The following is an 18,382-nucleotide window of genomic DNA, read 5'->3' on the forward strand; positions in this document are numbered from 1 at the left end:
GGTTAGGTGATCTACGAACAGCCAAAATTCCTGCCTGCTGGCGACCGCTATCTGCTGATAGAGTTTGGGAACGAGATGAACCTCGAGCTCAACTTCATGGCGCAGGGCCTGGCAGCGGCGGCTGCCGCGGCAAACATAAAGGGTGTCATCGAGACGGCGCCTTGCTTTGCGTCGCTGCTTGTCCACTACGAACCGACGCTGATCGGATACGACGACGTTGTGCGCGAATTCTTCCGGCTTTCAGCCTCTCTGGGCTCATCAGAGGATATCGAACTGGAAAGCCGGCTGTTCTATCTGCCGACGCATTATCTCGATCCGTGGACGAAGGCTTGTGTTGACGATTACTGCGCGAAGATCGCTAGAAAGGTGCCAGATCCCGAACTTTTGGTGCAGGAGAATGGACTTGAGGATGTCAACCATCTAGTTCGGCTGCACTCGTCCTCGGAGTATTGGGTTGCGTCACTGGGCTTCTGGCCGGGGCTGCCATTCTTGATGGCGCTCGACCCGCGCGCACGTCTGACAGCGCCCAAATACAATCCTCCGCGGACGCACACGCCTGAAGGGGCGATCGGCCTCGGCGGAGCCGCGAACTCCATCTATCCGGTCGCCACACCTGGCGGCTACCAGATATTTGCCCGCACGCCGGTGCCGATCTGGGATGCAACCGGCAAGCGCTCCGCTTTCGAGGGAAGTCTGTGTTTGTTTCGTCCAGGAGATCGCATCAAGTTCGTTCCTGTCACGCGCGAGGACTATGATGCCGCGGAGGAAGCAGTGAAGGAGGAGCGTTACGAGTACACGATCGTGGAGTACCAGAAGTTCGTGGTCCGCAACTACAACAACTGGGTCTCGAAAGTGGGCGAGGCCAGCAATGCGCGGGTATCGGCATGATCAAGGTACTGAAAGCCGGGCTTGAAACGTCGATCCAAGACTATCCTGGACGCTACGGATACTGGAATCAGGGCTTTCCACCCTCCGGCCCGATGGATAGCTGGTCGTTCCGTTTGGCGAATGTGCTTGTCGGCAATCTGCCCGGAGCTGCCGGCCTCGAATGCCAATTCCTTGGACCCACGCTTTCGTTCGACGCTGATGCGGTGATCGCCGTTACGGGTGCAGACATGCGCCCTGCGCTCGACGGTGAGCCGTTCCCAATGTGGCAGTCCGTTGCTGTAAGAGCCGGTCAGACACTAGCTCTAGGGGCAGCTCGTGTCGGTGGCCGCGCCTATATCGCGGTCGCTGGCGCGTTCGCGAATGAGGAGAAGCTTGGCTCGCGCTCTACCTTCAATAAAGCCGGCGTCGGTGGCATAGATGGCCATTCCATCAAAGCCGGGCAGGAATTGCCAGTTGCGGAAGGAGGAGGGACCCCCGGGCTCCTGGTGCCCAACGAGCATAGACCTGACATCCGCACAGACCGCTCGTGGACGATTGAGGTCTGCGCTGGCCCGAACGATGACTGGATCGACGAAGCTGGCAAGGAGCGTTTCCTCAACTCGGCGTGGACACTTTCCGCCAAGTCGGATCGGACCGGCTTCCGGCTGGAAGGCCCTGAATGGACGTTCACGGAAAAGGCTTACAAGAAGCCGAAAGAACACGGCTCTCTGCCGTCGAACATCATCGATCAGGGCTATCCCATGGGTGCGATCAATCTCGCAGGGCAGACCCCGATCATTCTGGTGAATGACGGTCCGTCAATGGGTGGATTCATCAACCCCTACACCGTTCCGTCCGCTGCATTCTGGAAACTGGGGCAAGCCAAGCCCGGGGAGCGCCTGCATTTCCGGCTCGTCAGCGTTGCAGAAGCTCAGCACCTTGCCAAGGAAATCGCAAAACGCTGCGTCCGCGAAAATCTCGTGAACGCCTGAAAAAAGAGAGGGAACGTCGACATGCCAAAACGACTCTTGGCGCCCTTGCCGGGTCTTTTCTACCGCAGACCATCGCCGGAGGAGGCTCCGTTCAAGCAGGAAGGCGATGCCGTCGCGGCCGGCGAAACGATCGGACTGATCGAAGCGATGAAGTCCTTCTTCCCGGTCGAGGCGGAAACGGCCGGCAAGCTCGCGCGGTTTCTTGTGCAGGACGGTGAGACTGTCGACGCCGATCAAGCGATTGCAGAGATGGAATAGACCTAATGGCTATCAAGTCACTGTTCATTGCCAATCGCGGCGAAATCGCCGTTCGAATCAACAAGGCGGCAAAGGCCTTGGGGATCCGGACAATTCAGGCCGCCAGCGAGGCCGACACGGACTCACTTGCCTGCCGGCTTGCTGATGAGATGGTCGTAATCGGGCCAGCGCAAGCCGCGAAGTCTTATCTGAACGTGGAGGCGATCGTCCAGGCTATCAAGGCAAGCGGCGCCGACGCCGTCCATCCGGGCTATGGCTTTCTCTCCGAGAACCCGCGGTTCGTTTCTGCCGTAGAGGCGGCAGGGATCACCTTTGTAGGTCCGGACGCGGGTACGATTGCGAAGATGGGCGATAAGGCAATGGCACGCGCCGAGGCAGTGGCAGCGGGCGTGCCTGTCGTCCCAGGCAGCGAGGGCCGCGTCGCTGACCTCGACGATGCGCGCCGGCAGGCCGCGCGCATAGGCTATCCCGTCATGATCAAAGCCAGCGCCGGCGGAGGCGGCCGCGGCATCCGTATCGTCGAGAACGAGGCAAGCTTGGAAACGCTGGTGCCGCAGGCCATGGCGGAGGCTCGCGCTTCCTTCGGCGATGACGGCTTGTACATGGAGCGGTACATCCAAAACGCGCGCCATATCGAGGTCCAGGTGCTGGGGGACGGCACGGATGTCGTGCATCTGTTCGAGCGGGAATGCTCCCTTCAGCGCAAGCGCCAGAAGGTGTGGGAGGAGGCACCTGCGGCGATGCTGTCGAAGGCGGTCCGCGACGCCCTTTGTGCGTCAGCTGTTGCGCTCGCAAGGCGAGTGAACTACCGCAATGCCGGTACGCTCGAATACCTCTATGACAGCAAGACTGAGGAATTCTTCTTCATCGAAATGAACACCCGGATCCAGGTGGAACATCCGATAACGGAGGCAATTACGGGAATTGATCTTGTACAGGCCCAGCTCAGAATCGCCGGAGGCGAGCGGTTGTGGTTCACACAAGGTGACATCACCCAAACCGGGCACGCGATTGAGGTGCGTATCAACGCCGAAAACCCGGCCAAGATGTTCATGCCGTCTCCCGGTTTGGTGGCATCGTATCGTGCGCCTGAGGGTGAAAACATCCGCTTCGATACGCTATTGTTCGAAGGCTATCGGGTACAACCCTATTACGATTCTCTTGTCGGTAAGCTCATCGTTTGGGCACCGGATCGTTCTGCAGCAATTGCCGCCCTGGAGAATGCGCTGAACGGCTTGACAGTGGAGGGGATCCACACAACGGCGCCGCTGCATCTTGCTCTCGCCGAGGACGCCGAGGTGGGGAAGGGACTCTTTCACACGGCGTGGTTGGAGAGCTGGATGGCAGCGCGGGCGCGAGAGGCGAGCCGAGCATAGAGCGTTCGAAGGCAGGCCCTTGCAGCTTGCGTCTCGGATCTACCTAGGAACAGCGACAGATCAGGCCACCGGCGTCATCCAGCGGCCTATTCATCTTGGCCGAGCTAGATGCGGCCGCAAATAAATGATCGGAGTTATCGATATGAAGCACGCAACCTTTGGCAATCTTCTAGTCCAGGCGGGTCTGATCGACGGAAAGTGGATCAGCGCAGCTGGCGGAAGTACGGTTGCGGTGGTCAATCCGGCCACTGGTGAGGTCATTGGTTCTGTCCCGGATATGGGGCGCGCTGAAACGCGCTCTGCGATCGAGGCCGCCGAACGAGCCTTTGGTCCCTGGAAGAGAAAAACCCATGCCGAACGCGCGGCGCTGCTGGAATCCTGGCACAGGCTCATGATTGAAACTCTGGAGGACCTCGCACGGCTTCTCACGCTGGAGCAGGGCAAGCCGCTCGATGAAGCGCGTGGCGAAATCCGCTACGGCGCGTCCTTCGTAAAATGGTTCGCCGAGGAGGCGCGGCGCGTTGGAGGTTATACAATTCCCTCTCCCACACCTGATCGCCGCATTGTCGTGCTCAAGGAGCCGGTCGGGGTTTGCGGCATTATCACGCCGTGGAATTTTCCGAACGCCATGATCACGAGAAAGGTCGCCCCGGCGCTGGCGGCAGGCTGTACGGTCGTGATCAAGCCGTCGGAATTCACGCCCTTCTCCGCTCTCGCGCTTGGTGTATTGGCAGAGCACGCCGGCATACCCGCTGGCGTCATCAACATCGTTACAGGCATGCCAACCGAAATTGGCAATGAGCTGATGCAGAACGAGACGGTTCGAAAGATCTCGTTCACCGGATCGACCCGCGTAGGATCCCTGCTAATGCGCGGTGCAGCCGACAGTGTGAAGCGGCTTTCGCTCGAGCTCGGCGGCAATGCGCCGTTCATCGTATTCGATGACGCTGATCTCGACGCAGCGGTTGAGGGGGCTATTGTGTCTAAGTTTCGCAATGGCGGTCAGACCTGCGTGTGCGCGAACCGCATTCTGGTGCAGGCCGGCATCTATGATGCGTTCGCGGAAAAGCTGAGCGCCCGCGTAAATTTGATGAAAGTGGGTGACGGCACGCAGCCTGGTGTCTCGGTCGGCCCAATGATAAACGAAGCGGCGGTGGTCAAAATCAAACGGCATCTTGAGGATGCGCTCGCGAAGGGCGCGAAGATTGTCTCTCAGCCGCACGTACTTCCCCCGGGCAAACAATATGTTGCTCCTGTCGTCTTGACCGGTGCAACCGTCCAGATGCAGCTCGCAAGTGAGGAAACTTTCGGCCCCGTGGCCCCGCTCTTCCGTTTCGAAAAGGAGGAGGAGGCGACCGCCATCGCCAATGGGACGCCTTTCGGGTTGGCCGCCTACTTTTACACCGAGAGCTTGAAGCGCGCTTGGCGTGTCGGCGAGGCACTCGAATTCGGCATGGTCGGCCTGAACACGGGGCTTATCTCGACGGAAGTCGCACCCTTCGGCGGGATAAAGCAGTCCGGCCTCGGTCGTGAGGGGGCGCAAGTTGGAATCGAAGAATACCTGGAGATGAAGAGCTTCCACATCGGCGGCCTCAACTAAACTCGAAGCAAATTCTACTTTTCGAATGTCCAACACATCCAGTCCGACCACGAGATCAGGATTTCAGTGATCACTCCTGCTTGAGCCTCCAAATCGCCGCCCGACACAGATCACAATGAGCACGCGGAAGGCCATGTAGTGAGCCGCCTCGGAGGCGCCGCGCAGAATTGTCAGGCAGGGCGGCGGCCTTCTGCTATCATTTCGTGGAACGATCGACCCAGTCTAATCGAAAGCTGGAATGGATGCGTGAGACCTCCCGGATTGTCCGTAGGGGATCACCCGGACAAACCCGCGCTCCAAGGCCTCGCAACTGAACGGAGATCCAGACCGCACGTCCGATGCTCACATCCCGGCCTCCCGATTCGATCACTCAGAGAATTACGTCCAATTCTATCCCGCCAGAGGCTTCTTCAACAGCCTGCCAAGCGGCCAGTCCTTGCAGACTCAGATGGACAAGCAAAAGCATGCGGCTGATCGAGTGATTCCTCGTAGACCGTCTGCTTGTGCAGATGTGACGGCTGCACCTTCTCTGTTATTAGGCCTGCAGTAGACGAGCGCGACCGCTTGCCATTTTGTGATCCAAACTACCGACAATTAAGCGAAGCGTTCTAGTAGACGCCCGGGAGTCGAAGCCCTCCCAGAAAACCTGACCTACAAGGTTGTGACGTCGGTTTTAGGGTCACACCTACTTGCGCCTGATTGCGGCACTCTGTTTTGTATACGCGCGAGCGCGCTTGCTGGATTTGGGCCAAACAAGTTGCGAGCACGACATCTTAACGTAAGCAGTGGTCACTTTCCGAGGGAGAAGAGCATATGAAGACTACCAGCAAGCGGCTAACGATCCTGTTGTCCTTGCTTTGGGCCGCAAGCGTTAGCGCGCTGGCGAGGGCCAATGAGCCCTCACCGAAATACACGGAGGTGCTCAATGCCCTGCAGTCGGGAAAGAATGTGAAGCTCATTCTGGACATGAGCCGCTGCAACCCCGCGGAACATGGCAAGCCCGTATCGGCGACGCAGGCCGGTCTGGCTATCAGTGCATTCAGGGTGACAGACCAGAACGGAATCAGCTTCGCCAATGCTCACCAAACCATCGACAGCTCGGGGCATGCCGTGACCGAATACATCCGGCACAGCCTAAGCCGCGAAGGCCGACTTACGGTGCGAGCCTCGAAGCTTGTTGTCGGAACGACCGAGCTTGTGAACCAGGGCGAATTCATCTGCGAACTGCCGGATGGCGCAAAGTTCATCTGGTAAAGGCACGGAGAAGAGGGGGCTCGGAAGAGGCGATCATTCAGCCATCACGAGCGATCGCATCCTCACCCCAAGCGAAACTCGCTAGATGCCATCCACGCGACGCTGGCCACGCCGCGCATCTTGCGCAAGACCCTCGCCGCCTGCTCCAGATTGCCATCCTCGGCGGCTATCCAGGGCGCAACCACGATCCGCCGCCGCAAACATGGTGGTGTGGCGAGGCCTAACACGTCTCAACGACATCGCCTTCTGTCTCTCAATCAGGGCCCGTCCACGATGTGGGTAATTGAAAGCCTCACCGGATGCTTACTCTGCGTCGGCGTTCCCGGTGCGAGAAAGTCCAATCGATGACACTGTCCTTGTAACAGGCGAGCATCGCGCTGCAAGGTGAACTCGGTGTCATCGTCGGACACGCTGAGCCGCGTCCGAAGGACGGCGGAGCGATAACGGGTCATCTTCCGATCCGCGCCGACGACCGAGCAGGCCCGCCCCCTACCACTTTTTGAAAGTAGCTCGCGAAGGGCAACCGCATCGAGCACCTGCTCGGCCAAAAGCTTCTTCAGCTTCGCGTTCTCTTCCTCCAGGGCCCTCAGTCGCTTGGTCTCGGAGACATCTATGCCGCACAATTGGGACCGCGCGAAGCCTCAAACGGTTTGAAACTCAGCGCGGTCGCGGACGCGGGCGTTCAGAGAAGATGCTGGGGAGACTGAACACGATCAAAGCTCATCCTTGGCACCGTCTGGACTCTTTCACAGGTTTGTGGTGACTGATTCAGGCCACCGACCAAAGCTGCATGATGAGATTTCTTCTGTTTCTCCCAGCGGAGTTCTCTAGATCGCCGCGGAGACGAGGCAGCTTATTTGTGGGCAGCCATTGGATCACCAAACTTATAATTAAGCCGCGCCGCGACCAGATCAATGCCCTGATGGATTCGCTCTTTCCCGAACGAGTTGGAGAAGTCCACATCGTTGTCAGGCATGAAGAGATGATTGTACTCCACTCCTAAGAACCAGTTCGTTGCGAGCTTGACATCAACTCCCCCTCCAACAGCGAGACCCCAGCGGACGATATCCGCCGTCGCAAGCTGCTGCCCTGTCACATCCGAGTAGATCTTATAAGAGGTACTCGCCACCGCAGCGCCGGCGGTGGCATATAGCAGCGCTTCACCAAAGGCATATCCAAGTTGACCAGTTAGCAATCCAAACTTGCTCAGCGCGGTTTGATTCTTACTGTTTGACCATTCGCTGTTATTGGAGCCTTTAAAATCCGACCAATTGGCTCGGGCTTCCACTCCGAAAACAGTTCTCGCAGCTTGCCACCGGCGACCGATCTGCGCTCCCAAAGTGCCTCCGCTTGCGTCGTGCGAGCCTTCGGGCGTGGTGCCGTTTAGATACCAAGAGTTTTGACTGGATCCCCAACCATGATTTACGCCGGCGTAGAAGCCGCTCCAATCGTGGTAGGCGGCAGCAATCTCGGTCGGCGGAAGAGCGCTGTAGATTTGTTGCCGAGCGAAGTCACTGCCAAATGCGGGTGGCAGAATCCAAACAACGATAACGCCCGCGCTCAGCATTTTACTCATTTTCATGTCGTGCGGCTTCCGTGTTCTCGCTCCTCCAACGAAACCTTGCTTACCATTTGTTGCGAGAAATGCTGTTACGGAGCTGCAACAGCCTTTTTGCGATTTTTCTTCGAATCGAACCTAGCGTTAAATTTGAAGTGCGCAGCATGAGTTTGGCAGACTGGACTTTGTACAGCCCTCTTAGAGGAGTTGCGTCTTGGCTGGCTGGCTCGGCGACAGGCGAGCTGATTCAGTTGACACCCTGGCTCGCGAGGCGACACGCGCTACTGGATCGTGCACGCATTGAGATGAAGGTCTTTGCATGATTGCCCTTTGAATTGATCAAGTTCACTCGCTCACTTCCGCCGCTGCATATGCTCTCTGAAAACTCCGCTCGGCAATCGTGCTGCGAATTCAGCGCGCATGGGATGAGGCCCGCGCCTAGCGCGGGACGATGCTCAAACTAAAGTTACCGATCGGTCACCGACTACAGTCTCCGGCGGCCTCGCCTCACCGCCGCCAATCCACCGCAACGGGCGGTCGGCCACGCAACGCCGACCTGCTCCGCCGATTGTCTGTTGCTCCAGCCGCGCCACTTGGCGTGGAAGATCCCGAGACCGCCGCTCGACGAAAATTCATTGGCAGGTCAGCCGCAGCGGACTGAAGGCGCGGCGGATTGCGCTCGACAACGCTTTTCAGCCCTTGAGCTCGCCATTGGGCCAGGACGCCGATAAATTCCACCCTTGTTCAGGAGCTCCCAGGTAATCCGCGCCTCTTATTGGCCGGCGCGATGGCAACAACCTTGAAGGGCCGTCTGGCGAGACGCGCCTTCAGCCACGGCCGCGTCCGAGCGTCGTTTCGGAGACGCTGTAAGTCGCCCGTTGCCCCGACAACGAGGAGAGAGCGGAGTTACGGATTTCCCATCTTCGATATTCGTCCCAGCCGCTCTTTGCCTCCGCTTGAATGAAATCCCGGCATTGATCCGAGCCGTGCGGCAAAGTGGCGAGCGGACTTGAACCCGCCAGGATCCGACAAGCGCCTTGATGGTCGCCGCCGTAATGGCACCGGCTGGGATCGTGGTCAACCGATGCATGTCCTCGTCGTGCTTGGCCTCCACGACGATTACGCGCGCGAGCCTCTCGATCTTGTCAGCTGAAGCTTTAATCCCGTCGGCAATAGCCATGAGCACGAAGCGCACCTCTGCGGGTAAGCGAGCATCATTCTCATTCCGCACGATTGCGACCGGCGCCTCAACCTTTGCTCTACGCTGGCGGTGCCGATGATACCCAACTCGGCTAGGTGCGCGCGCAACCCGTTGACCGACTGCGTTCGCTGCCGCACTGGAAGAGCGCGGGTCTTCAGCACCATCGCGGCAGCCCGTTGTTGGGTCGTCTCAATCGGCAACGCATGGGTCACCGCTTCGCTGATGGCCTCGGCATCCGTCCCCTGAACCTGAAAACGTGCTTGGCCAGATCCAGCCCGATGGTGATAACCTGTTTCACGGAACGGTCCACGCTTTGTTCGAACAACGACCACGTTCTAGCACTTCGATGCTGTTGGGGCGGCCCATTCCACCACATCAAATTTTATCCAGTTTTGAGTTCGCCGCGCCGGTTCCGGCAGCGGGGGCGGAGCCTTCCACATAGCGCAGCGCCAGATCCCGACGCGGAGTGCAGGTGGCGGCGAACTCGGATGGCGTCTTCCATCCGAGCTGGGTGCGGCCGAGCATCGTTATAGTCGCCCCGGCAACAGGAGACGAAAGCATGCGGCGAGCGAGACACCAGGATCGCGTTCGCTGTGCCTCTTCAGCTTATCTGCGTTCATCCGGAGCAGCTCCAGGTCGCTGGGTGCTCGGGCCAACCGAGTGTGGAGCCGGTGGACCGCGAACAGACCGTCCTGCCGTCCTCGCTTGGCAGCCGCTCGCCAGACTTGGCCGGTCGATCATTGCACCTGTGCGACCGCGGCATCGGCGTCGGCAACCGTTGCGGCGAAAGGCCGAGGCGCCGCGGCGACCCAGGGCGATGGAACGGTAGGAAGAGCTTAACGAAGAGATCATCGCAGAGGATGAGGTACCGAGAGCGACCGATCACTCCCGACTACCGAATGACGCTCTCGGTCGCAAAAACCGCTAACTGCGCCGAGCAGGCAAGACTATGTGCGCGATTGCTGCAGCTGATACGGCGGACAGCGATCCAATATCGCCCAACATTGCGCGAACACGCGGAAGTCTTTCACTTCCCAGCCATAGACCAGCATGCCGCTGAGGAACGAGCTGCTTGGCAGCCACCCCGACACGATCCGAAAGACCTACCATGGTTGGTAATTTCCTTGAGAGTCAATTTCGCGAATAGTGCTGCTGACGGCAATGACGCGGGTCGCGTAAAAGAAGATGCGCATGGCAAGTTCAGATAGGTCTGCCCTCACCGGAGATCACTGAATTTCTTGAAGCATCGCCGAGCCTCGTGTGGCTCATCAAGAGACTCACGCACACGCCGCGTAGGTCGTATAACCTTTCCCGCGCGGAAGCGTCTTAACTGACGTTTCTGCCGAATTTCGCGAGAGGATGCTGGTACTGCCGGTGTCGCTCAAGGGATGAAAGTCTTCACATGAAAGAGCATAAAGAGGGAGCTGCTGAGCTCATCGAGCTTGGGCGCAATTTCCCGCCTCCTAGTCCGCTGGTCCAAGATGCCCTGCGCGATTCGTTTTTTTACCTTTCAAGAGTGAATGCCGCGGATCGCGTCCGCTTTCCTCGCTTCTCTGGCTCTATAAAAGACCGTGAAGCTGGCGCCAGTTGGCTGGCACGCCGGTTTGACCTGAAGCTTGATCCGGACCGGATCGTAATCGCCAACGGAACGCAAAGCGTTCTAGTCATGCTAATGGCGCACTACCTGGAACCAGGTGGCGTTCTGCTAACTGAGGCGCTCACTTACCCGGCGATCAAGCCGCTTTCCCAGCTACTTCATGTCACCTTGCAAGGGGTCCCGCTGGATGCGGACGGGATTGAGCCCGGCAGCCTCGAGCAAGCGTGTTTGCAACACAAAGGCAAGGCGCGCGTGTTGTACTGCATGCCGACACTCCACAACCCCACGTCGGCGACAATGAGCAAGTCGAGACGACAAGAGATCGCTAGCATTGCTCGCCGGCACAATCTTGTTATCATCGAGGACGATATTTATGGGGTTTTGCGCGAAGACGCTCCTCCTCCACTGTCTGCAAATGCTCCTGAGCGGAGTTGGTACATTTTAGGTCTCAGCAAATCGCTTTCATGCCAACTGCGTGTTGCTTATGTCGTTGGTCCAAGTCCTTCTATGACTCAGAAGGCCTTCTGGCCTGGAGTAAAGACGACGAACTGGATGGTTGCACCTCTCATTGCGGAAATCGCGACGCGTTGGTTAACCACACACTTGGCATCGGACATCCTAGAGTCGGTCCGGGTCGAAACAAAAGTTCGGCGGACCATTGCCAACAAGTTCCTCGGTAAGCCAGTCCCAATTCACGAATCGAGTTACCACCTCTGGATAGAAGTGCCCCGCGACACCACTCTCGCCGCATTCGTCGTCGCCCTGAGGCAGCGAGGAGTTGCCGTCAGCCCCGGCGACTCATTCGCTGTCGGTTCTGTCTTGGGTGATACTCGGATCCGGATAGGCCTCGGGGCGGCAGCGGATCATTCGCTACTTCGCACGGGCTTGTCGATCATCAGGCAAGCTCTGGAACGAACGTAACGATAACCAGGACACCGATTGCCTCCATCGAGTAAGCGGTTCCACACCCGGGGCAGTCGCCGAACTTAGTTGCGCTTGTGCCCGGCACGACGGGATAGGCGAGGTTGAGAGAGTTAGATGCAGACCGATGGCTTCATCATGCTTTCACGGCTGCGGAACGACCCCTTTGCCGGTCACACGAAGACCGTTGCCGGTCTCAGAGTGTGGAATGTCCCAGCCGATCAACGAACTTCATTATCCGATCGGACACCGTCACGCCTCAAAGAAGAAGGGCTAAAGGTCCTTGCATGACACATGCGGTTGCCTTCGCCGGATAAAACGGAAGACAGTAGACATGAATGTTTTGATTAGCGAGTCCACCTTGGACGAAATTGTGCCACTGCGGTACAGACTGATGCGGCCGGATCACATAGGCCCTGACGCCCCATTCGAATTCAAGCTGACGTCGGCTGACATGTCTGACATTTCCATTCACCTGATCGCTCATACAGCCGAGCGCGTTGTGGGAATTATCTCGGCCGGCCCCGAACCGTGCCCGTTCCGGAGCTGCGAGGAAAGCTGGCGGTTGAGAGGATTTGCCGTGGACAGAAGCATCCGCCGGCACGGCATCGGCTCTGCGCTCCTGAGCACCATTATGTTGCGATCGCAGCAACGTGGGGCCATTGCACTTTGGGCCAATCCGCGGGTTGGTGGGGCATTGGATCTCGTTATGAAATTCGGCTTTGAGACCGTTGACGGACAATATCAGGTACCGGCGTTCGGCCCTCATCAAAACGTGGTTCTTACTTTCTGAGGCGATTTGCTCTCGTCTAGCGGCACGCATCGATAAGCTAATGTAGATCCTTCACCACGGCATCTTCAGAGATGCAACCTCGCAAATGAGCTCGCGCCGGAGCGCAGTCGCTATCAGCGGGTTCCATCACGATATTCTGGCGGCGGCATGCCCCCGAGGCCAGGCGGCCGATAGGTTGGGCTAGGCTACCGGTTCGATCGTCCAAGTTCTTTTCCTTGTGGCAAGTGACTTTGACGTGGTCGCTCCTCTGCAAAGAAAGGCCGTCTCACATTCCAAGCAATGAAGGGGACGCGCGATTGACGTAGATCGGTGCGCACATATCCGAGAGGCCCGGCGCGCGACGCATATTGCGAGGCACGCCGGGCTCCGGGCACCACCAGTACATCCGTGGTGATGCCAACTCAACGATATGCGGTGCCAGGTGAGCCGTCGATCGTCATGCATTGACGCACTGCTCGATTGCGTTTCCGAAACGACCACATACGCTAACCAGAGGCGAGGTACGCGCAGCCCCAGCGCATTCAGCTCGCTCCTTCGCTTTGCGATTAGCCAGCGGCATTGTAAATCGAACAACGGCCGGGCTTGCACAAATCGCTGATGTTCATCGGGAATGTACTATGTGACGTTACGTCAGCTTCAAGCGGTGCGAGCCACGTTTCTGTACGTTTGAGGCTGCACCTGAACTGACAGGATTGCTTCGCCTACGGCAGCTAAGACCTCAGTTTTGCCATGGCGACAATTTAATAGAACCAAGCATCGTCGAGACATCGCGATGACTGGCGGCCCCGGCGCACCTATCCTGGCAACGTGCGCTGGGGCATTCAGCCGACCTGATGTCTGCTCGTTGGATCCAGACCCCATAAACGGTTTACGTGCCGGCCATGGAGGTCTTTCGTCGATCATTTGGGGGCCGCACTTGGGTCCGCCTGTGGGCGGACGCTACGGCGGGTGCAAGCCATAGATCGAGATTCTTTACTGTCTACTCCAGCCCTATAGCTCTCGGCATCGAGCGCGACATGGTAAGCTGGAGACGCGCGGCGCCGTCGAGAGTTCGGAATGAGCTTGTCTGCCCGGCAAGCGGCGTCTTTTAGAGCGCCCGCCATCCCGCCGCGCCCGGAGGCCGGCACACTCGCCCCCTCTGATCGAAACGGCCGGCTTTCGCCGGCCGTTTTGTGAACGCGTGCTTGATCACACCGCGGAAGTGATCCACTGCTGCAGCTCCGCCTTCGGTACCGCGCCGGCGTGACGGGCCGCAATCTCGCCGCCCTTAAAGATGATTAGCGTCGGGATCGACATCACGCCGTACTTCGACGTAGTCTGGGGGCTCTCATCGACGTTTAGCTTCACGATCTTGACCTTGCCACTCATTGCGCCGGCGAGCTCATCGAGCGCGGGACCGATCATGCGGCAGGGACCGCACCACTCGGCCCAGAAATCGACGACCACCGGGCCGCTAGCCTTGAGCACTTCGCCTTCGAAGTTCGTGTCCGAAACCTTTCCAACTGCCATTGCAGTACCTCACTCGATTGATCGATCGGCGCAACTTGGATTCGCGCCGGAGCTTAGCTATGAACAACCGCTCGCTACGTCAATGACACGCGATGACAATGGATCTGCTTGTTACGTCCCCGACTCGCTGAACTCACCAATCATTCATGGGCCGCGCCATCTTCGCGCTTAAAACCGTGCGTCATTCCAAACATCTGCCCATGCTCGGCCTCTACATCGATCCAGATGAAATTTAATCTTCCGCTGCGTCAGGTTGCCGCCTCGAGCAGCTGCTGACAGTATGCGCCACTCCATCGTCAAGTCTTTTGATGCCGCCGCAATGCCGTCATTTCGTCGGACGTCTGCCGGTACCTACGTTGAACAGCGCGCCTATAGTGGAGTTAAGGCGACCGAGAGGACGCCCCTCACGATCCACGGCATATAAGATAACGGGGCCCCGCCGATAAATGGCTTGGATCTTCAATTATTGCCAGTCGACCGCTCGAACACGACGACCGAATGATTAGTAATGCATCACTGCGGACCATCGAGATGGCGCTAAGCGACCACATCCCGGTAGTCGTCACCTGCTTTGACGGGCATGACCGCGGCTCCAGGCAATGCGATCGCAACGTCTGCAATCGCTCTCGAGCGCGCGAGCTCGAGCGCCACCCAACGATCAGCACCAGCACGAGCGCGATAACAGGCCGGTCTTCGTCTCTACCACCATGGTGCAGGCAAGGCACGTCATAAATACCATCCACCCCGCACATTTGCTCGCGCGTCCATCGGACACCCGGTGGATTAACGCGGAATAGCCTCGCGTCAAATTCCCCACAAATATTTGGTACATTCCTCGCGTCGGCTTGCTAGGCGGGCCTTTTTGACTGCAAAAGGCTAAGCATGCGTTCTGGCAGCGGCCTGCAAAGTCGGCGAGCCGGCTTCCGAAGCTACCCAGGAAGAGCATTCTTGGATCCGGCAGCACCGCACCTCCGATCGAACTTTTTTCGCTGCTCGGCGCACCAGGACGTCCAAAATTCCACGCAGTCGTTTCGATCGTTCGTATCCGCCCGGTGAGGGCCGCCTTGCCGAATGAGGCGTATTGTTGAGAACTGTCCTTATGGACAGTGATAGGCGCAGTGCCCAAGTCGAACGGCTCGAGCTGGTGGACACGGGCCGGCGGCGGCGCTGGTCCGAGGATGAGAAGCTCAAGATCGTACTGAGCTTACAGGCGCCGCGCCGGTTCGGGGCGACGGCGCGGCGATATGGCGTTTCGCGCTCGTTGCTGCTGCGATGGCGACGGTCGTTTCGTCCCGAGCCGAAGGATGCCGCCCATCAAACGAGCTTCGTGCCGGCGATGGTGGTCGCGGAATCGGGATCGACGCCTGGTCCGGTCGGGCCGGCCGGCGGCGGGTCGATCGAGATCGAGTTTGTGGCCGGGGCTCGGATGCGGATCACGGGCACCGTCGACGCGGCGACGTTGAAGGCGCCGCCGTGGCGGCACTGGCAGATGGACGCCTACGGTGATCCCGATTGGGTCGGGCGTATGAACTCGCTGGCCTTGCTGGTGCAGGAAGCTTTCAAGCGAGACCCGCACGGCGGCGACCTCTATGTGTTCCGTGGCAAAAGCGGCAAGCTGATCAAGGTCCTTTGGCACGATGGCCTGGGCATGTCGCTCTATGCCAAGCGGCTGGAGCGCGGCCGCTTCCTGTGGCCGTCGTCCGCGGAGGGCGTGGTGACAATCACTCCGGCCCAGCTCGGGTACCCGCTGGAGGGCATCGACTGGCGGATGCCGCAACAGACCTGGCAACCGCAGGCGGCTGGCTGATCGCTGGGATTTGAATCGGTGATACGATCAGCGGTTCGGACAGAGATCGCATCTTGTGATTTTCTGGTCGGCGATGAGCGCCGATGATTCTCTTCCCGACGATGTGACCACGCTGCAGGCGATGCTGCGCGCCGAGCGAGCGGCCCGGTTGGCGGCGGAGGCCGAAGCCCAGGCCGGGACATTGCTGATCGAGAAGCTCAAGCTCACGATCAAGAAGCTCCGGCACGAGCAGGTTCGGACAGTCCTCCGCATTGCTGGACCAGCTCGAGCTACAGCTCGCCGACCTGGAGGAGAATGCGGCGCAGATGGCAGCCGAGAAGATAGCGGTGCCTCGTTCGAGGCCGCAAGCCAGCCCGCCGGCCGCTGCCGGAGCATTTGCCGCCGGAGCGCATTGTCTATCCCGTGCCGGCCCCTGCCCATGCTGCGGCGACAGATTGCGCAAGATTGGCGAGGACGTGACTGAGACGCTGGAGCTCGTTCCGCGCTAGTGGAAGGTGATCCAGCACGTGCGCGAGAAGCTCGTCTGCCGGGCCTGCGAAGCGACTACCCAGCCGCCGGCTCCCTCGCATCCGATTGCGCGGGGGCGTGCAGGGCCCAAGCTGCTGGCCCATGTCCTGTCGCCAAGTACGGCCTGCATCTGCCGCTCAATCGTCAGAGCGACGTCTACCAGCCTGAAGGCATCGACCTCGACGTATCGACGCTCGCGGACTGGGTAGGTGCCTCCGCGGCAACCCTGATGCCGCTGGTCGATGCGATCCGGAGCACGTCTTCGCAGCCGAGCGCATCCATGCGGATGACACCACAGTGCCGGTCCTGGCCAAGGGCAAGACCCGGACCGGCGGGCTCTGGACCTATGTGCGCGACGACCGCCCGTTTGCCGGTCCAGATCCGCCGGCGGCCGTGTACTCTCCCGCTCGTGGCGGCGTGCATCCGGAGCAGCATCTGGCGGGCTATGCTGGACTGATGCAGACCGACGCCTATGCCGGTTTTAGCAGGCTTTACCAGGAAATCGCGAGAGCGGCCCGATCATCGAGGCTGCGTGCTGGGCGCACGGCAGGCGCAAGTTTTTTTGATCTCGCGCGGCTCAGCAAGGCGCCGATCGAGGCCGAGGCGGTCAAGCGCGTCGACGTTCTGGTCGCCATCGAGCGCGAGATCAACGGTCTTGCTGCGCAGGAGCGTTTGCGAGTGGGCCAGGAGCGTAGCTGCCCTCTGATCGTCGAGCTGGAGGCGTGGTTGCGCCAGCAGCGCGCTCTCCAGGAACAACGACACGACCAAAGCGATCAATTACTGCCTCAGCCGCCCCAGGTACCGATCTGGCGAGCTTCTACCTCTGCGCGACACCCCGCACCTCGACCTGTCACATTCGTTGGACGGAAGACGTCTTCCAGCAGGGTTCACAAATCAATCTGGAATTCAGCGGCATGCGGTACGGCTATACCTCTCCGCTGATGCGCACAATGTCGATTGGCAAGCCTTCAGATCACATCGGCGACTACATGACGGAGAGGTTGCGGGCTTGGAAGCCGCGCTCGCCGCGGGCAAGACCAGCAACACCTGCAGCGACGTCGCTATAGCTTTCTACACAACGCTGAAAAAGCATGGTTTCGAGAAGGAATCGCGTTGCGGCTATGCCGGAATCGATTGGACGGAGCCTACGGCAAGCCTGAAGGAAGGTGACATGACCGCCCTGAAACCGAACATGACGTTTCAGCTCATGCTTGGAAACTGGATCGGCGAAGACGTCGGCTATGTGATCAGCGAGATCTTCCGCGTCACCGATGCCGGGGGCGAACCATTCACCAAGCTGCCGCGCGAGCTCTTCGAAATTTCAGCGTAGCGGTACTCGACGTGTCGCTCACCGCGGCGGCCAGCTGCTTTGGCCGCAGCTTCTCCCAAGAAACGCCGCCACCCGGCGCGGCGCAGCGCAGGTGCCTGGCCCATCCTCCCGATCGAACTCGCAAGCCTGTTCGAGTGGACCCCCGTCGGTCACTGACATCGAAAGGGAGCGCGAATCCCACCAAACAAACGCTCGACGAGATAGGCCGTGCATGCGGATGCCGGATCGGCCTCGTTCCGATCGCAAGTCTGGCCGCAAAGACGTTCCGCTCGGATGAGGCGTCCCTCACTTCTGATCGGTAGGAGGGAAGGGGAGACTCACGGACGGGGTTTGATTCGAGCCTTGATCTTGGGAAGACTTGCTTCCACATGATTGTGCGCTCAGGTTGAACTGTTTAATTCAGGGGGAGTTATGCCGAAGAACGAGTTTTTTATCGAACAGCGCGCAGACGGCCGTTACAACGTATTGCGCCCGAACGCGGACCGGGCGAGCGCGGCTGCCGACACCCAGCGCGAGGCGATCGATAGAGCCAAGAAGATGGACCCGGACGCCACGATTCATGTCGAACGCGTTCGTGATATTGGTCCCGGCCGCGATAAGTGGCGCAAGCTCTGAGGACTTGCATTTTCTGGCCCAAAACGGAGCGTTGGCTCGGCTTTCAGATCAGGTGTGACGCACACGAGTGTGCGCGTCGGAGATCAGCCTGCCCGGTTGGAGGCTTTTTCCGCTTGCGCGCGTGCGGCTTACGCCGCATCGGGCTCTCGTGGACCTAGCCGCTTCGCGTCTTGGCCATCCGGCTTCGATCCCTCGCG

15 protein-coding genes and 3 pseudogenes are annotated in these 18,382 nt (G+C 59.3%); 13 read left to right on the forward strand and 5 right to left on the reverse strand.

Translation table 11 applies throughout. From position 1 onward, the window contains the following. Positions 1-6 precede the first annotated feature (6 nt). The 6 genes from BDOA9_RS34050 to BDOA9_RS34075 all read left to right on the forward strand — a co-directional run bounded on the left by BDOA9_RS34050 (position 7) and on the right by BDOA9_RS34075 (position 6,347). Positions 7-888: a 5-oxoprolinase subunit B family protein gene (locus tag BDOA9_RS34050; protein WP_025038426.1), complete on the forward strand. Its 882-nt coding sequence runs from the start codon at positions 7-9 to the stop codon at positions 886-888. Next, a complete protein-coding gene (locus BDOA9_RS34055; RefSeq protein WP_025038427.1) occupies positions 885-1,859 on the forward strand; it encodes a 5-oxoprolinase subunit C family protein in 975 nt (324 codons plus the stop codon). The genes BDOA9_RS34050 and BDOA9_RS34055 overlap by 4 nt, the downstream gene beginning before the upstream one ends. 36 nt (positions 1,860-1,895) lie before the next feature. Next, the gene (locus BDOA9_RS34060; RefSeq protein ID WP_340162408.1) at positions 1,896-2,117 is read left to right on the forward strand and encodes an acetyl-CoA carboxylase; all 222 of its coding nucleotides are present in this window, start codon (positions 1,896-1,898) and stop codon (positions 2,115-2,117) included. Positions 2,118-2,122: 5 nt separating this feature from the next. Further along, positions 2,123-3,493 carry an acetyl-CoA carboxylase biotin carboxylase subunit gene (locus tag BDOA9_RS34065; RefSeq protein ID WP_025038429.1) on the forward strand — a complete coding sequence of 457 codons (1,371 nt, stop codon included), beginning with the start codon at positions 2,123-2,125 and terminating at the stop codon, positions 3,491-3,493. A gap of 142 nt (positions 3,494-3,635) precedes the next feature. Continuing rightward, positions 3,636-5,093, forward strand: a complete 1,458-nt coding sequence (locus BDOA9_RS34070; protein WP_025038430.1) for an NAD-dependent succinate-semialdehyde dehydrogenase — start codon at positions 3,636-3,638, stop codon at positions 5,091-5,093. A gap of 813 nt (positions 5,094-5,906) precedes the next feature. Next, positions 5,907-6,347, forward strand: a complete 441-nt coding sequence (locus BDOA9_RS34075; RefSeq protein ID WP_025038431.1) for a VirK family protein — start codon at positions 5,907-5,909, stop codon at positions 6,345-6,347. Between the two features lie 434 nt (positions 6,348-6,781). On the opposite strand, the pseudogene BDOA9_RS40200 reads toward BDOA9_RS34075, so the two are convergent. From BDOA9_RS40200 to BDOA9_RS38385, 4 genes and pseudogenes are all read right to left on the reverse strand, one after another. Then, positions 6,782-6,964, reverse strand: a pseudogene (locus tag BDOA9_RS40200) (IS3 family transposase); the annotation flags it as partial. 236 nt (positions 6,965-7,200) lie between these two features. Continuing rightward, entirely contained in the window at positions 7,201-7,923 is a 723-nt protein-coding gene (locus BDOA9_RS34085) for an outer membrane protein (protein ID WP_042337120.1), read from the reverse strand. Positions 7,924-8,811: 888 nt separating this feature from the next. Then, positions 8,812-8,880, reverse strand: coding sequence for a hypothetical protein (locus BDOA9_RS40205; RefSeq protein ID WP_445291842.1), 69 nt, complete (start codon positions 8,878-8,880; stop codon positions 8,812-8,814). Between the two features lie 601 nt (positions 8,881-9,481). After that, positions 9,482-9,631, reverse strand: coding sequence for a hypothetical protein (locus BDOA9_RS38385; RefSeq protein ID WP_445291846.1), 150 nt, complete (start codon positions 9,629-9,631; stop codon positions 9,482-9,484). Between the two features lie 877 nt (positions 9,632-10,508). On the opposite strand from BDOA9_RS38385, the gene BDOA9_RS34090 reads away from it, so the two are divergent. Together BDOA9_RS34090 and BDOA9_RS34095 are read left to right on the forward strand one after the other, a co-directional pair. Continuing rightward, entirely contained in the window at positions 10,509-11,624 is a 1,116-nt protein-coding gene (locus tag BDOA9_RS34090; RefSeq protein ID WP_042336993.1) for an aminotransferase-like domain-containing protein, read from the forward strand. Between the two features lie 334 nt (positions 11,625-11,958). After that, positions 11,959-12,417, forward strand: coding sequence for a GNAT family N-acetyltransferase (locus BDOA9_RS34095; RefSeq protein ID WP_025038435.1), 459 nt, complete (start codon positions 11,959-11,961; stop codon positions 12,415-12,417). Between the two features lie 1,188 nt (positions 12,418-13,605). Here BDOA9_RS34095 and trxA read toward each other — a convergent pair. Further along, positions 13,606-13,926 carry a thioredoxin gene (trxA, locus tag BDOA9_RS34100; RefSeq protein ID WP_025038436.1) on the reverse strand — a complete coding sequence of 107 codons (321 nt, stop codon included), beginning with the start codon at positions 13,924-13,926 and terminating at the stop codon, positions 13,606-13,608. A 1,099-nt stretch (positions 13,927-15,025) separates the two neighbouring features. Here trxA and tnpB point away from each other — a divergent pair. The 5 genes and pseudogenes from tnpB to BDOA9_RS34125 all read left to right on the forward strand — a co-directional run bounded on the left by tnpB (position 15,026) and on the right by BDOA9_RS34125 (position 18,185). Further along, positions 15,026-15,733, forward strand: coding sequence for an IS66 family insertion sequence element accessory protein TnpB (gene tnpB / locus BDOA9_RS39285; RefSeq protein ID WP_210183859.1), 708 nt, complete (start codon positions 15,026-15,028; stop codon positions 15,731-15,733). Between the two features lie 305 nt (positions 15,734-16,038). Further along, positions 16,039-16,221 carry an IS66 family transposase zinc-finger binding domain-containing protein gene (locus BDOA9_RS40060; protein WP_152033721.1) on the forward strand — a complete coding sequence of 61 codons (183 nt, stop codon included), beginning with the start codon at positions 16,039-16,041 and terminating at the stop codon, positions 16,219-16,221. Next, a pseudogene (locus BDOA9_RS39640) lies at positions 16,221-17,182 on the forward strand (IS66 family transposase). The gene BDOA9_RS40060 and the pseudogene BDOA9_RS39640 overlap by 1 nt, the downstream one beginning before the upstream one ends. Next, positions 17,095-17,570, forward strand: a pseudogene (locus tag BDOA9_RS38405) (M24 family metallopeptidase). Before BDOA9_RS39640 ends, BDOA9_RS38405 begins: the two co-directional pseudogenes overlap by 88 nt. A gap of 411 nt (positions 17,571-17,981) precedes the next feature. Beyond that, positions 17,982-18,185, forward strand: coding sequence for a DUF2188 domain-containing protein (locus BDOA9_RS34125; protein ID WP_025038441.1), 204 nt, complete (start codon positions 17,982-17,984; stop codon positions 18,183-18,185). Positions 18,186-18,382 lie beyond the last annotated feature (197 nt).

Source organism: Bradyrhizobium sp. DOA9 (assembly GCF_000617845.2).
In the GTDB taxonomy this organism is placed as follows: domain Bacteria; phylum Pseudomonadota; class Alphaproteobacteria; order Rhizobiales; family Xanthobacteraceae; genus Bradyrhizobium.

Coding starts and splice junctions, on each gene's coding strand:
- BDOA9_RS34125 (WP_025038441.1), top strand. CDS start 17,982: ATGCCGAAGAACGAGTTTTTTATCGAACAGCGCGCAGACGGCCGTTAC.
- BDOA9_RS34070 (WP_025038430.1), top strand. CDS start 3,636: ATGAAGCACGCAACCTTTGGCAATCTTCTAGTCCAGGCGGGTCTGATC.
- BDOA9_RS34085 (WP_042337120.1), bottom strand. CDS start 7,923: ATGAGTAAAATGCTGAGCGCGGGCGTTATCGTTGTTTGGATTCTGCCA.
- BDOA9_RS34095 (WP_025038435.1), top strand. CDS start 11,959: ATGAATGTTTTGATTAGCGAGTCCACCTTGGACGAAATTGTGCCACTG.
- BDOA9_RS34075 (WP_025038431.1), top strand. CDS start 5,907: ATGAAGACTACCAGCAAGCGGCTAACGATCCTGTTGTCCTTGCTTTGG.
- BDOA9_RS34090 (WP_042336993.1), top strand. CDS start 10,509: ATGAAAGAGCATAAAGAGGGAGCTGCTGAGCTCATCGAGCTTGGGCGC.
- tnpB (WP_210183859.1), top strand. CDS start 15,026: ATGGACAGTGATAGGCGCAGTGCCCAAGTCGAACGGCTCGAGCTGGTG.
- BDOA9_RS38385 (WP_445291846.1), bottom strand. CDS start 9,631: ATGCTCGGCCGCACCCAGCTCGGATGGAAGACGCCATCCGAGTTCGCC.
- trxA (WP_025038436.1), bottom strand. CDS start 13,926: ATGGCAGTTGGAAAGGTTTCGGACACGAACTTCGAAGGCGAAGTGCTC.
- BDOA9_RS34065 (WP_025038429.1), top strand. CDS start 2,123: ATGGCTATCAAGTCACTGTTCATTGCCAATCGCGGCGAAATCGCCGTT.
- BDOA9_RS34055 (WP_025038427.1), top strand. CDS start 885: ATGATCAAGGTACTGAAAGCCGGGCTTGAAACGTCGATCCAAGACTAT.
- BDOA9_RS40060 (WP_152033721.1), top strand. CDS start 16,039: ATGGCAGCCGAGAAGATAGCGGTGCCTCGTTCGAGGCCGCAAGCCAGC.